This window comes from Undibacterium sp. 5I2 (genome assembly GCF_035019605.1).
Lineage (GTDB): Bacteria > Pseudomonadota > Gammaproteobacteria > Burkholderiales > Burkholderiaceae_D > Undibacterium.
The window spans coordinates 14,445-28,128 of record NZ_JASJVS010000024.1; the positions used below are offsets into that span (position 1 = coordinate 14,445).

The following is a 13,684-nucleotide window of genomic DNA, read 5'->3' on the forward strand; positions in this document are numbered from 1 at the left end:
CGGGTCGGCTGAAATTTTTACCCAGCTCACAAAGCCCGCTACGGATTGTCATTGATGTCATCAATTAACCAAGCTTTAACTTGCCGGCCTGCCAATGGATCAATTCGCAAAAGAAACACTCCCGATTTCCCTTGAAGAAGAAATGCGCAAGAGCTACCTCGATTACGCCATGAGCGTGATCGTCGGTCGTGCCTTGCCGGATGTGCGTGATGGCTTGAAGCCTGTGCATCGTCGCGTGCTCTTCGCGATGCATGAAATGAATAATGTGTATAACCGTCCTTTCGTCAAATGCGCGCGCGTTGTCGGTGAAGTGATGGGTAAGTATCACCCGCATGGTGACGCCTCGATTTACGATACGCTGGTGCGCATGGCGCAAGATTTTTCTTTGCGGTATACATTAGTCGATGGTCAGGGGAACTTCGGTTCGGTCGATGGCGATAATGCGGCGGCGATGCGCTACACCGAGTGCCGACTCGATAAAATCGCTAATGAAATTCTGGCTGACATCGAAAAAGAAACCGTCGATTTCGTGCCTAACTATGATGGCAAGGAAAGAGAACCATCGGTGCTGCCGACGCGGATCCCGAATCTGCTCATCAACGGTGCTTCCGGTATTGCGGTTGGTATGGCGACGAATATTCCGCCGCATAATATTACTGAGGTCATCAACGGTGCCTTGCATGTATTGCGTAATGCCGATTGCAGCATCGATGATTTGATCGAAATCATTCCGGCACCGGATTTTCCTACCGCCGGTATTATTTATGGCGTCTCCGGTGTGCGTGATGGTTATCGTACCGGGCGCGGCCGAGTAGTCATGCGCGCTAAAACGCATTTCGAAGAGTATGGGAAAGAAAATCGCACGGCCTTGATCGTTGACGAATTGCCTTACCAAGTGAATAAAAAATCGCTGCTTGAGCGCATCGCCGAGCTGGTGCGTGATAAAAAGCTTGAAGGCATTTCCGATATTCGCGATGAATCGGATAAGTCGGGCATGCGTGTTGTGATTGAGCTCAAGCGTGGCGAAGTGCCGGACGTGGTCTTGAATAATCTGTACAAGCAAACGCAGTTGCAAGATACCTTCGGCATGAATATGGTAGCGCTGGTCAATGGCCAGCCTAAGCTGCTTAATCTCAAGCAAATGCTCGAGTGTTTCCTGTCGCATAGGCGTGAAGTGGTGACGCGTCGTACCGTGTTCGAATTGCGCAAAGCGCGCGATCGCGGTCATGTGCTCGAAGGTTTGGCGGTCGCCTTGGCGAATATCGATGATTTCATCGCCATCATCAAAGCGGCACCGACGCCACCTATCGCCAAGCAAGAATTGATGACGCGGGCCTGGGACAGTTCCATGGTGCGTGAAATGTTGACTCGTACCGCTGCCGATAATCCGGCCGGTATCGCTGCCTTCCGTCCGGAAAATTTACCGGTACATTACGGCATACAAACCGACGGTCTGTATAAATTGTCGGATGATCAGGCGCAAGAAATTCTGCAGATGCGTTTGCAACGCTTGACTGGTCTGGAGCAGGATAAGATCGTCAACGAGTATAAAGACGTGATGGCAGAAATCGCTGATTTACTCGATATTTTGTCTAAGCCTGAACGTGTCACCGTGATCATCACCGATGAGTTGACCTTGGCTAAAAACGAATACGGCGAAGGCAACAAGGATGTACGTCGTTCTGAAATTACGCACAACGCTACCGATCTCGAAACCGAAGATTTGATCACGCCGCAAGATATGGTCGTAACCTTGTCGCATACCGGTTACATGAAGTCGCAGCCCTTGTCGGAATACCGTGCACAAAAACGCGGCGGCCGTGGCAAGCAAGCTACTGCTACCAAAGATGATGACTGGATCGAACAACTATTTGTTGCTAATACTCATGATTACATCTTGTGTTTCAGTAATCGTGGCCGTTTGTATTGGCTCAAAGTGTGGGAAGTGCCGCAGGGTTCGCGTACTTCGCGCGGCAAGCCTATCGTCAATATGTTCCCCTTGCAAGATGGTGAAAAAATCACCGTGATTCTGCCTTTGTCGGGCGTGAATCGCAGCTTCCCGGAAGACCATTATGTCTTTATGGCGACTAGTCTTGGTACGGTCAAGAAAACACCACTGAAGGATTTCAGTAATCCGCGTAAAGCCGGCATCATCGCCGTCGATCTCGATGACGGTGATTTCCTCATCGGTGCCGCGCTGACTGATGGCAAGCATGATGTGATGCTGTTTTCTGATTCCGGCAAAGCGGTGCGCTTCGATGAAAATGATGTGCGTCCTATGGGCCGTACGGCGCGTGGTGTACGCGGTATGAATCTTGATGAAGCGCAGCAGGTTATTGCCTTGTTGGTCGCAGAAAACGAACAGCAATCGGTACTGACGGCAACCGAAAATGGTTACGGCAAACGCACGCCGATTCTTGAGTATACGCGCCACGGTCGTGGTACCAAGGGCATGATTGCGATTCAAACGTCCGAGCGTAACGGCAAGGTCGTCGCTGCGACGCTGGTGGAAGCGGCGGATGAAATCATGCTCATCACTACGGGCGGCGTACTGATACGCACACGGGTAGCGGAAATTCGCGAAATGGGCCGCGCCACACAAGGTGTGACTTTGATCGCTGTGGAAGATGGCACCAAGCTTTCCGGCTTGCAGCGCATTGTTGAAACCGATGCCGATACCGATGCCGTGGAAGCGATCGGTGAGGCGGACGACGGCGCGGAAGCGGCCAGCGAGTAATCACGAGGTAAGTAAGAACGAGGCAAGTAAGGGATGAGCGCGATGACGACGATTTATAATTTTTCAGCAGGTCCGGCCGTGTTGCCGCAAGCGGTATTGCAACAGGCTGCGGCCGAAATGCTCGATTGGCATGGCAGCGGTATGTCGGTCATGGAGATGAGTCATCGTGGTAGCGAGTTCATGTCGATTCTGGCAGCAGCACAGCGCGATTTACGCGATTTGCTGGCGATTCCCGATAATTATAAAGTCTTGTTCTTGCAAGGCGGCGCGATCGCAGAAAATGCGATCATTCCGATGAATTTAGTCGGACGCAAAGCACAGCCGGCCACAGTTGACTATATCAATACCGGTTCTTGGTCGAGCAAGTCGATCAAGGAAGCGGCCAAATATTGTCAGGTCAATGTGGCGGCTTCGTCTGCGGCGCAGCAGTTTTCCAGCATTCCGCCGCGTGCCGACTGGCAGCTTAGCGCTGATGCGGCTTACGTGCATATCTGCAGCAATGAAACCATCGATGGGGTGGAATACCAGTTCGCCCCTGAGGTTGCCGCCGCCACTCATGGCGCGCCGCTGGTGGCCGATATGTCGTCACATATTTTGTCGCGCGTCATCGATGTCTCGGCGTATGGTGTCATTTATGGTGGGGCGCAAAAAAATATCGGTCCGGCCGGTTTGACTATTGTCATTGTGCGCGAAGATTTGCTCGGTCATGCTTTGCCGTGTTGCCCCTCGGCATTTGACTGGAAGCTGATCGCCGATAATGATTCCATGTACAACACCCCGCCGACCTATGCGATCTATATTGCCGGCTTGGTATTCCAGTGGCTTAAGCGGCAGGGCGGTGTGGCGGCGATGGAGCAACAGAATATTGCCAAGGCCAAGCTCTTGTATGATTATCTCGACCAGAGTGATTTTTATGAAAACCGCATCGCACCCGATTGCCGCTCGCGCATGAATGTGCCCTTCTTTCTTAAAGATGAAAGTTTGAATGCGGCCTTCTTGGCCGCGGCCAAAGAGCGCGGTTTGCTGCAATTGAAGGGACATAAATCGGTAGGCGGCATGCGCGCCTCGATTTATAACGCCATGCCACTGGCTGGCGTACAGGCGCTGCTTAGTTTTATGCATGATTTTGCACTGACGCCTGCCTGAGTAGTCCAAGGATGTGCCCGGCGTTGATCGACGCCTGCGGCAACCCATTGCCAGCTTGGTTCTGGACCGTGTGGTGTTGCCGGACCCGACCACAAGTCTGGTGAGCGGACAGTCTTATTCTCCGCAGTGCGCTGCCGGCGCACTGTCATCATTATTCAACACGGTTTTCAGGTATTCCATGAGCGACAATAAATTACTCCCTTTGCGTCATCAAATTGACGCCATCGATACACAAATTCTCGATTTACTCAATGCCCGTGCGCGCGTAGCCGAGCAGGTTGGTCACGTCAAAGCAGAAACCAATGCACCGGTGTTTCGCCCGGAGCGCGAAGCGCAGGTTTTGCGCAGCGTGGCCGAACGTAACCCGGGGCCTTTGCTGAGTGCCGATATTCAATTGATTTTCCGCGAAATCATGTCGGCTTGCCGGGCCTTGGAGCGGCGTGTGGTCGTGGCCTTTTTGGGCCCGATCGGTACCTTCAGCGAACAAGCGGTGTATCAACAATTCGGCCACGCCATCGAAGCCTTGCCATGTGTGTCGATTGATGAAGTGTTTCGCGCTACCGAAGCGGGTACGGCTGATTTTGGCGTGGTGCCGATAGAAAATTCGACCGAAGGGGCGGTGAATCGTACCCTCGATTTACTGTTGCAAACCAGTTTGATTATCAGCGGCGAGTTGGCCATTCCGGTGCAGCACAGTTTGATGAGTAAGTCGGGCGGCATGGCTGGGGTGACGCGCATTTGCGCCCATTCGCAAGCGCTGGCGCAATGTCAAACTTGGCTCAATCAGCATTATCCGCAAATCGAGCGGCAAGCGGTGGCCTCGAATGCCGAAGCGGCGCGTATGGCCAGCGGAGACGCTGGTGTGGCGGCGATTGCCGGTGAAATCGCCGGCCAACAATATGCGCTCGGCATTGTCAGTACCCATATTCAAGATGATCCACATAACCGCACCCGTTTTGCCGTGATTGGTCGCTTGCAGACCACGCCGAGCGGGAAAGATCAAACCTCGATCGTGCTGGCCACGCCCAACAAGGCTGGTGCCGTATACAAGTTGCTCGCACCTTTAGAGGTGCATGGGGTGTCGATGACGCGCTTCGAGTCGCGTCCTGCTCGTACCGGCAATTGGGAATATTATTTCTATGTCGATGTCGAAGGGCATGTGCAAGAGGCCAAGGTCGCTGCGGCCATGGCCGAGCTCAAGGATCAAGCCGCCTTCTTCAAGGTGCTCGGTTCCTATCCTTGCACCTTGTGAGGCAGTGATGCAGACAGGGTTTCAGAAAATCGCCATCTTCGGCGTCGGACTGATAGGTGGCTCGTTTGCGCTGGCGTTGAAACAAGCCGGTGCCGTTGCCCACATCGTTGGGGCCGGACGCAGCCGCGCTTCCTTGCAGACGGCATTGGAACTTGGCATCATCGACAGTATTGCCGATTCACCGGCGCAGGCGGTGCGCGATGCCGACTTGGTATTGATTGCCGCACCGGTGGCACAGACCGAGGCCATTTTAGCGAGCATTGCGCCATTTTTAGCACCGACCACCATCGTTACCGATGCCGGCAGCACCAAGTCGGATGTCGTAGCCGCCGCGCGTGCTGCACTGGGCGAGCGTATCGGCCAGTTTGTGCCAGCCCATCCGATTGCCGGGCGTGAACTCAATGGACCGCAAGCGGCCTTGAGCGATTTGTATCGCGGCAAAAAAGCAGTGATCACCGCCTTGGCGGAAAATCGCCCGGCCGATGTCGCCCGGGTTGCCGCTGCGTGGCAGCAGTGCGGTGCGATTATTCATTATCTCGATCCGAGCACGCACGACACCGTGTTTGCTGCGGTTAGTCATTTGCCGCATTTGCTGGCGTATGCCTTAGTCGATGATATTGCGAAAAAGCCGCATGCCGATACCTTGTTCCAGTATGCGGCCAGCGGTTTTCGAGATTTCACACGCATTGCCGGTTCGTCGCCGGAAATGTGGCGCGATATCAGTTTGGCCAATCGCAGTGCCTTGCTGGCTGAATTGGATTCCTATATGAGTAATCTGCAGGCCTTGCGTGGGCATTTGCTGCAGGCCGATGGTGCGGCCATTAACGCGGTGTATGCCAATGCGCAAAGCGCGCGGCATAACTGGATTAGCGCAATTGAAGCGGCCGAACAACAGCGCGCCGGAGGCGGTGACTGAGGTCGCCGCGAGTTTGAACTGAGCAATGAAAGCAGAAGAGCCATGAATCAAAAACATTTCCCCCCTTATATTGACTTGGCACCAGTGATGCGTGTGCAGGGCACGGTGCGCTTGCCGGGTTCCAAGAGTATTTCGAATCGTACTTTGCTGCTGGCAGCCTTGTCTGAAGGGACTACCGAGATCAAGGATTTGTTGGCTTCGGATGACACCATGGTGATGTTGTCTGCCTTGCAAAAACTCGGCGTGCGCTGGCAACAACATGGCGATAGCCATGATTATCAAGTCATCGGTGCCGCTGGGAATTTTCCTCAGCATCAGGCAGATTTGTTCATGGGCAATGCCGGTACGGCGATACGCCCACTGGTCGCGGCGCTGGCGGTGTTGGGTGGCGACTATACGGTGCATGGGGTTGCTCGTATGCATGAGCGGCCTATCGGTGATTTGGTTGATGCCTTGAATCATGCTGGTGCGCAAATTGCCTACACGGGCACGCCTGGTTTTCCTCCTTTGCATATCCGCCGCGGTCATTTGCATGCCGCTCGCTTGCAAGTCAAAGGAAGTGTTTCCAGTCAATTCCTGACCGCGCTCTTGATGGCCGCACCACTGATGGCAAAACAACATGAAGTGGTGATCGAGGTGGTGGGGGACTTGATTTCCAAGCCCTATATAGAAATCACGCTTAACCTGATGCAGCGCTTTGGCGTGACGGTGCAGCGCGATGGCTGGCAAACGTTTACAATTGCATCAGGCCAACACTATCGTTCGCCCGGCAGTATTCATGTCGAAGGCGATGCCTCGTCGGCTTCGTATTTTTTGGCGGCCGGTGCGATTGCCGGTGGGCCGGTGCGGGTGGAGGGGGTTGGGCGCGATAGTATTCAAGGCGATGTGCGCTTTGCCGAAGCGCTGGAGCAAATGGGGGCGACGGTGACACGTGGCGAGAATTGGATAGAAGTGCAGTCGAATGGGGTGTTGCGCGCCATTGATATGGATTGCAATCATATTCCCGATGCCGCCATGACGATCGCGATTGCCGCCTTGTATGCGGACGGCACCACGACGCTGCGCAATATCGCCAGCTGGCGCGTCAAGGAAACTGATCGCTTGGCGGCCATGGCGATCGAGTTGCGCAAGCTAGGTGCCGTGATCGAAGAGGGGGTCGATTATATGCGTGTGACGCCGCCCGGTAAAATGTTGCCAGCGAGCATAGCTACCTATGATGATCACCGTATGGCGATGTGTTTTTCACTCGCCAGTTTGGATGGCAAGGCACGTCGAGGTGCGGCCGTTCGCATCAACGATCCGCATTGTGTGGCAAAAACTTTTCCCGATTATTTTGCAGCCTTTGCCAGCATCGTGCATGAAGACTTATTTTAAATGGCCTATGATGGTGGTATTCCTCGCATTTTTCACCCTACAAAGTCGCGCATGTCTATGTTAAGTCCTGTCATTACGATCGATGGTCCCACTGCTTCCGGCAAAGGGACAGTGGCGCACCGGGTCGCCAAGCACCTCGGTTTTCATTACCTCGATTCCGGCGCTTTGTATCGCTTGACGGCCTTGATGGCGCAGCGCCATGAGGTCGCGCTCAGTGATGCGCCGGCTATCGCGCTGCTGGCGCGTAGCTTGCCGTGTCGTTTTGCGCACGGGCATGTATTGCTCGAAGAGCAGGATGTGACTGACTTGGTGCGTGCTGAAGCGATAGGCGTGGCGGCATCGCGCATTGCGGTCTTGCCAGAGGTCAGAAAAGCATTAATTGATTTGCAAGTGTCGTTTCGTCAGGCACCAGGCTTGGTGGCCGATGGCCGCGATATGGGCTCGGTAATTTTCCCTGATGCGAGTTTAAAAGTTTTCTTAACAGCAAGTGCTGAGGCGCGCGCCGGACGCCGATATAAGCAATTGATTGAAAAGGGAATTTCTGCTAATATGGAAAACTTGGTAAAAGATTTGACAGAACGCGATGCGCGCGACAGTGAACGCGCTGCTGCGCCGCTTAAGCCGGCGCCGGGCGCAAAAATTCTCGATACCTCTGATATGACGGCAGAGCAAGCCGTCGAACAAGTGCTGCAGAGCTACGCTCAGGTCTTGCGTGCGGTGCAGTAGCGTATGCGATAAGCGCTGCGTAATACGGTAAAGTAGCGACTGTAAAGTAGCGACTGTAAAGTAGCGACGGTAAAGTAGCGACGGTAAAGTAGCGGCGACTGCTTTGCTGAACATGGTCGAGGCTGATCGGCGCGCTGGTTCTTCATTCCAATCATTTTTATATCGGCAGACCGGTTAATTGGTCTGCTGTGCATCAAGTCCTGCTGCTCTTGTCGTGCTGATGAGGGAGCGGGGTGTGTTAACCTAACCCGGTAAACAAAGCCTTTGTTTTGTTCCGGCTAACTCGTAAATACTATGTCTACTGTTTTCATGTCTCAAGATTTCGCAACCGGTGCAGATAGCTTCGCAGCTTTGTTCGAAGAGTCCTTGTCACGCCAGGATATGCGTTCCGGTGAAGTGATTTCTGCTGAAGTCGTTCGTATCGACCACAACTTCGTGATCGTTAACGCCGGCCTCAAATCAGAAGCATTTATTCCTGTTGAAGAATTCAAAAACGACCAAGGCGACTTGGAAGTTAATATCGGCGATTTCGTTTCCGTAGCGATTGATTCGCTGGAAAACGGTTTCGGCGATACAATTTTGTCCCGCGACAAAGCGAAACGTTTGGCTTCGTGGCTCGCGCTGGAAAAAGCGCTCGAGTCCGGCGAGATCGTTACTGGTACGGTCAATGGCAAAGTCAAAGGTGGTCTGACTGTTCTGACCAACGGCATCCGTGCCTTCTTGCCAGGTTCTTTGGTCGATACACGTCCGGTGAAAGATACCACACCGTACGAAGGCAAGACCATGGAATTCAAGGTCATCAAGCTTGATCGTAAACGCAACAACGTGGTCTTGTCACGTCGTGCCGTGGTTGAAGCATCGATGGGTGAAGAACGTCAGAAATTGATGGAAACACTCAAAGAAGGTACCGTTGTTACTGGTATCGTCAAAAATATCACTGACTATGGCGCCTTCGTTGACCTCGGCGGTATCGATGGCTTGTTGCACATCACTGATTTGGCATGGCGTCGTGTTCGTCACCCTTCCGAGGTGTTGACGGTCGGCCAAGAAATCACGGCTAAAGTCTTGAAATTTGATCAAGAGAAAAACCGTGTTTCCCTGGGCGTAAAACAATTGGGCGATGATCCATGGACAGGTCTGTCGCGTCGTTACCCAGCCAATACCCGTTTGTTCGGTAAAGTCACGAACCTCACCGACTACGGCGCCTTCGTTGAAGTCGAACAAGGTATTGAAGGTTTGGTCCACGTTTCCGAAATGGATTGGACTAACAAAAACGTGGCACCAAATAAAGTTGTTCAATTGGGCGACGAAGTAGAAGTCATGGTTCTGGAAATCGACGAAGAACGTCGTCGTATCAGCTTGGGTATGAAACAGTGCAAAGCCAATCCATGGGATGATTTCGCGATCAACCACAAGAAGGGCGATAAAGTCCGCGGCGCGATCAAATCGATCACTGACTTCGGCGTGTTCATCGGCTTGTCCGGTAACATCGACGGTCTGGTGCATTTGTCCGATTTGTCGTGGAACGAAGCTGGTGAAGAAGCGGTTCGCAAGTTCAAAAAAGGTGACGAACTCGAAGCCATCGTGTTGGCCATCGATGTTGAACGTGAACGCGTTTCCCTTGGTGTTAAGCAACTCGAAGGCGATCCGTTCAATAACTACTGCGCAATGAACGACAAAGGCGCTGTAGTCATCGGTACCGTTAAATCGGTTGAAGCCAAAGGCGCAGTGATCCAATTGGCTGAAGATGTAGAAGGCTACTTGCGTGCTTCCGAAATTTCGCGCGACCGCGTGGAAGATGCTGGTACACACCTGAAAGTCGGCGACAGTGTTGAAGCTTTGGTATTGAATATCGATCGCAAAGCCCGTGGCATCCAATTGTCGATCAAAGCGAAAGACAGTGTTGAAACTCAAGAAGCAATGCAAAAAATCTCTACAGATTCGAACGCTGCTTCCGGTACAACTAGCCTGGGCGCGTTGTTGAAAGCTAAGTTCGACAACAAAAACTAAGCGCAAGCTCAGTCCGCAGGTTTTATTCATATGACGAAGTCGGAGCTGATAGCTCGTCTGGCGGAGCGGTATCCACAACTGGTAGCTAAAGATGTGGATGTCGCTGTCAAAACCATCCTTGATGCGATGTCCGATGCCTTGGCAACTGGGCAACGTATCGAGATCCGTGGTTTCGGCAGCTTTGCTCTCAACAGCCGTCCACCGCGCATCGGTCGCAATCCGAAGTCGGGCGATAAAGTGATGGTTCCCGAAAAACGGGTACCACACTTCAAACCGGGCAAGGAATTGCGCGAACGTGTAGATGCAATGGTAGGGCAACCGATACACGATGACTAGGTTTTTACAGACGAGTCATGGTGCTTCGTGATTGACATAAATTAAAAAACGGTATATCGGTTTCCTCCGGTATGCCGTTTTTTTTGAGTACAATATCCTGTATGTGGACGCAACATCGATTTAGCTTCCACGTTTTTTTCTTCACTGATGAGGATACTCCCATGAAATATGTTTCCAGACTGTTTGCCGTCATTCTATTCATCCTATTTTTTGGCTTTGCCTTGAAAAACGATGGTGAAGTGACGCTGCGCTATTTTTTCGGTTATGAGCAGAAGGGGCCACTGGTATTGATGTTGCTGGTATTTTTCGTCGCCGGTGCCGTCGTTGGTATTTTGGCGATGGTGCCTATCGTGTTTCGCCATCGTCGAGATGTGTCGCGTCACAAAAATACTTTGGCCGAGATGGAAAAAGAACGTATTGCCGCCGAGCGAGCGAGCACGGAAGCACCGCAAGCTGATAGCATTCGCTCTACCTGAAACTATTTGTTCAAGCCCCCGGCAGGCGGCACCAATTGAACCAAGAAAGAAAATAAGAAAAAATGGAATTTGAAATTTGGTGGTTGCTGGGCATCCCCTTGTTTTTTACTCTCGGCTGGTTGGCTGCGCGCGTTGATATTCGGCAATTGTTATCAGAATCGCGCAGTTTGCCCAACGGTTATTTCAAGGGCTTGAATTTCCTGCTCAATGAGCAGCCTGACAAGGCCATCGATGCCTTCATCGAAATCGTGCGGCTCGATCCCGAGGCGGTAGAGCTGCATTTCGCGCTCGGTATTTTGTTTCGCCGTCGCGGTGAAACCGAGCGGGCGATACGGGTGCATCAGAATATGCTGGCGCGGCCCGATTTGCCAGCCGAATTGAAAACCCAGGCCTGCTACGAACTCGGTCAAGATTATTTGAAGGCGGGCTTGCTAGACCGTGCCGAGGAAACTTTCAACCTGCTGTTGTCGGGCAACTATGAAGCGCAGGCACGTCGCGCTTTGTTGGAAATTTATCAGCGCGAAAAAGAATGGGCGCGTGCCATTGAGGCTGCCCATGCCTTGCAGGAAGCCGGTGCCGGTGGCCGTCAGAAAGAGATCGCGCAGTTTTATTGTGAAATTGCGCAAGATGAGTTGGTGCATACCAATTCCGCTGCGGCCTTGGCATCGCTCGATAAGGCCTTGGCGACCGATCGCATGAATGTGCGCGCCACGATGCTGATCGGTGATGTGCAACTGGCCAACGGCGAGATCGAGCAAGCTGTGCTGACGTGGCGGCGCGTCGAGCAGCAAAGCGTACCCCACGTGGCCTTGGTCGCCCAGCGCCTGATGGATGGCTACCGTAAGCTGGAACGGCCGCAGGAAGGCTTGAATTTGCTCAAGAACTATCTGGCCGAAGCACCCTCGGTCGATTTGCTCGAAGTGGCGTTCAAAGCCACGCTGGAGCTCGATACGGTGGAAGCGGCCAATGTGCTGGTCAGTGATGAGTTGCGGCGCACCCCGACGCTGTTGGGTCTCGATAAATTACTCGATGCCCGCATGCTGAATGTACCAAACGAATTTCGGCCGGAACTGGCACTGGTTAAAAACCTCGTGCATGGCTATGCGCAAAAGCTGGCGCGCTACCAATGCTCGCATTGTGGTTTCAAGGCCCGCCAGTTTTATTGGCATTGCCCTGGATGCAGTCGCTGGGAAACTTACCCACCGCGCCGCACCGAAGAATTGAATGTAATGAATTGACTGCAATTAACTGATCGGCGTGCTACCCAGCTGTCCTTATGGCGGTAAGTACAGGCTTACTCTTTGAACACAACATTTTTTGAAATTGTGATCACCAAATGAAAATTACTATTATCGGTACCGGTTACGTTGGCCTCGTTACAGGCGCTTGCCTGGCTGAATTGGGCAATGATGTGTTTTGTCTTGATGTTGATGAGCGGAAAATCCAAATCCTTAACGGTGGCGGCATTCCGATTCATGAGCCGGGCTTGGAAGAAGTCGTGGCGCGCAATCGGGCGGCCGGGCGCTTGACTTTTTCGACTGACATCGAAGCCAGTGTGGCCCACGGTGATGTGCAGTTCATTGCGGTCGGCACGCCGCCGGATGAAGATGGTTCGGCCGACTTGCAATATGTGTTGGCAGCCGCGCGCAACATCGGCAAGTATATGAAAAATTTCAAAGTGGTGGTCGATAAGTCGACGGTGCCGGTCGGTACCGCCGATCGCGTTGCGGGCGCCATCAGCGCCGAACTCGCTTTGCGTCCTGCCCAGATTGGTTTTTCGGTGGTCTCGAATCCGGAGTTTTTGAAGGAAGGTGCGGCGGTCGAAGATTTCATGCGGCCTGATCGCATTGTCATTGGCTGCGATACCTCGCCTTCTGGCGAGAAGGCGCGCGCATTGATGAAAAAACTGTATGCGCCGTTCAATCGTAACCATGAACGCATGCATTGGATGGATGTGCGTTCGGCAGAATTTACCAAATACGCGGCCAATGCCATGCTGGCGACGCGGATTTCATTCATGAATGAGTTGGCGAATTTGGCCGACCATGTCGGTGCTGATATCGAAGCGGTACGGCATGGTATCGGTTCTGATCCGCGCATCGGCCACAGCTTTTTATATGCCGGCTGCGGCTATGGCGGCTCATGCTTTCCGAAAGATGTGCAAGCCCTGGAGCGCACGGCGCAAGATTACGGTCTTAATTTACTGATACTGCAAGCGGTCGAAGCGGTCAATGCACGGCAAAAGCAGGTGCTGGGAACGAAGATTTTGCAGCGCTTTGACAATAAATTGGTCGGTCGGCATTTTGCCGTTTGGGGTTTGGCCTTCAAACCCAATACCGATGACATGCGGGCAGCGTCTTCCCGTGTCTTGTTGGGCGAATTGCTGCGCAATGGCGCCTCGGTGGCCGTGTATGATCCGGTCGCGATGGAAGAAGCGCAGCGAGTACTGGAACTCGATTTCTACGATGCGCCGGAATTGTTGGAAAAAATACGCTTCGCTGCCAATCCTATGGATGCCCTTGATGGTGCTGATGCCCTGGCCATCGTGACCGAATGGAAGGCTTTTCGTAGTCCCGACTTTGACCAAGTCAAAGCACGCTTGAAGCAAGCCGTGATCTTTGATGGCCGTAATTTGTTCGAGCCCGCTCTGATGACGGAACTTGGCATTGAATACCACGGCATTGGCCGCTCGGTACTGACGCGTAAGTGAG

At 53.0% G+C, this 13,684-nt stretch carries 11 protein-coding genes; all 11 read left to right on the forward strand.

Annotated elements, in window-relative coordinates:
* The first annotated feature begins 94 nt into the window (after nt 1-94).
* A complete protein-coding gene (gene gyrA / locus QN359_RS10250) occupies nt 95-2,737 on the forward strand; it encodes a DNA gyrase subunit A (RefSeq protein WP_322249428.1) in 2,643 nt (880 codons plus the stop codon).
* Nucleotides 2,738-2,779: 42 nt separating this feature from the next.
* On the forward strand, nt 2,780-3,883 hold the full coding sequence (gene serC, locus QN359_RS10255; protein WP_322249427.1) for a 3-phosphoserine/phosphohydroxythreonine transaminase: 1,104 nt from the start codon (nt 2,780-2,782) through the stop codon (nt 3,881-3,883).
* A gap of 178 nt (nt 3,884-4,061) precedes the next feature.
* Nucleotides 4,062-5,135, forward strand: coding sequence for a prephenate dehydratase (gene pheA / locus QN359_RS10260; RefSeq protein WP_322249426.1), 1,074 nt, complete (start codon nt 4,062-4,064; stop codon nt 5,133-5,135).
* Between the two features lie 7 nt (nt 5,136-5,142).
* Entirely contained in the window at nt 5,143-6,051 is a 909-nt protein-coding gene (locus QN359_RS10265; protein WP_322249425.1) for a prephenate dehydrogenase, read from the forward strand.
* 42 nt (nt 6,052-6,093) lie between these two features.
* Entirely contained in the window at nt 6,094-7,425 is a 1,332-nt protein-coding gene (gene aroA / locus QN359_RS10270; protein ID WP_322249424.1) for a 3-phosphoshikimate 1-carboxyvinyltransferase, read from the forward strand.
* 51 nt (nt 7,426-7,476) lie between these two features.
* The gene (gene cmk, locus QN359_RS10275) at nt 7,477-8,151 is read left to right on the forward strand and encodes a (d)CMP kinase (RefSeq protein ID WP_322249423.1); all 675 of its coding nucleotides are present in this window, start codon (nt 7,477-7,479) and stop codon (nt 8,149-8,151) included.
* A 309-nt stretch (nt 8,152-8,460) separates the two neighbouring features.
* Complete coding sequence (gene rpsA, locus QN359_RS10280) at nt 8,461-10,161, forward strand: 30S ribosomal protein S1 (protein WP_322249422.1); 1,701 nt, start codon at nt 8,461-8,463, stop codon at nt 10,159-10,161.
* Between the two features lie 30 nt (nt 10,162-10,191).
* The gene (locus QN359_RS10285) at nt 10,192-10,497 is read left to right on the forward strand and encodes an integration host factor subunit beta (protein WP_322249421.1); all 306 of its coding nucleotides are present in this window, start codon (nt 10,192-10,194) and stop codon (nt 10,495-10,497) included.
* A gap of 161 nt (nt 10,498-10,658) precedes the next feature.
* Entirely contained in the window at nt 10,659-10,973 is a 315-nt protein-coding gene (locus QN359_RS10290) for a LapA family protein (protein ID WP_322249420.1), read from the forward strand.
* 62 nt (nt 10,974-11,035) lie between these two features.
* The gene (gene lapB / locus QN359_RS10295) at nt 11,036-12,211 is read left to right on the forward strand and encodes a lipopolysaccharide assembly protein LapB (protein ID WP_322249419.1); all 1,176 of its coding nucleotides are present in this window, start codon (nt 11,036-11,038) and stop codon (nt 12,209-12,211) included.
* A gap of 98 nt (nt 12,212-12,309) precedes the next feature.
* On the forward strand, nt 12,310-13,683 hold the full coding sequence (locus QN359_RS10300; RefSeq protein WP_322249418.1) for a UDP-glucose/GDP-mannose dehydrogenase family protein: 1,374 nt from the start codon (nt 12,310-12,312) through the stop codon (nt 13,681-13,683).
* Nucleotide 13,684: the final 1 nt, after the last annotated feature.

Bases quoted from the DNA above. Each gene is read 5' to 3' on its own strand.
- aroA (WP_322249424.1), top strand. From the start codon at position 6,094: ATGAATCAAAAACATTTCCCCCCTTATATTGACTTGGCACCAGTGATG.
- cmk (WP_322249423.1), top strand. From the start codon at position 7,477: ATGTCTATGTTAAGTCCTGTCATTACGATCGATGGTCCCACTGCTTCC.
- QN359_RS10290 (WP_322249420.1), top strand. From the start codon at position 10,659: ATGAAATATGTTTCCAGACTGTTTGCCGTCATTCTATTCATCCTATTT.
- gyrA (WP_322249428.1), top strand. From the start codon at position 95: ATGGATCAATTCGCAAAAGAAACACTCCCGATTTCCCTTGAAGAAGAA.
- QN359_RS10265 (WP_322249425.1), top strand. From the start codon at position 5,143: ATGCAGACAGGGTTTCAGAAAATCGCCATCTTCGGCGTCGGACTGATA.
- rpsA (WP_322249422.1), top strand. From the start codon at position 8,461: ATGTCTCAAGATTTCGCAACCGGTGCAGATAGCTTCGCAGCTTTGTTC.
- pheA (WP_322249426.1), top strand. From the start codon at position 4,062: ATGAGCGACAATAAATTACTCCCTTTGCGTCATCAAATTGACGCCATC.
- serC (WP_322249427.1), top strand. From the start codon at position 2,780: ATGACGACGATTTATAATTTTTCAGCAGGTCCGGCCGTGTTGCCGCAA.
- QN359_RS10285 (WP_322249421.1), top strand. From the start codon at position 10,192: ATGACGAAGTCGGAGCTGATAGCTCGTCTGGCGGAGCGGTATCCACAA.
- lapB (WP_322249419.1), top strand. From the start codon at position 11,036: ATGGAATTTGAAATTTGGTGGTTGCTGGGCATCCCCTTGTTTTTTACT.
- QN359_RS10300 (WP_322249418.1), top strand. From the start codon at position 12,310: ATGAAAATTACTATTATCGGTACCGGTTACGTTGGCCTCGTTACAGGC.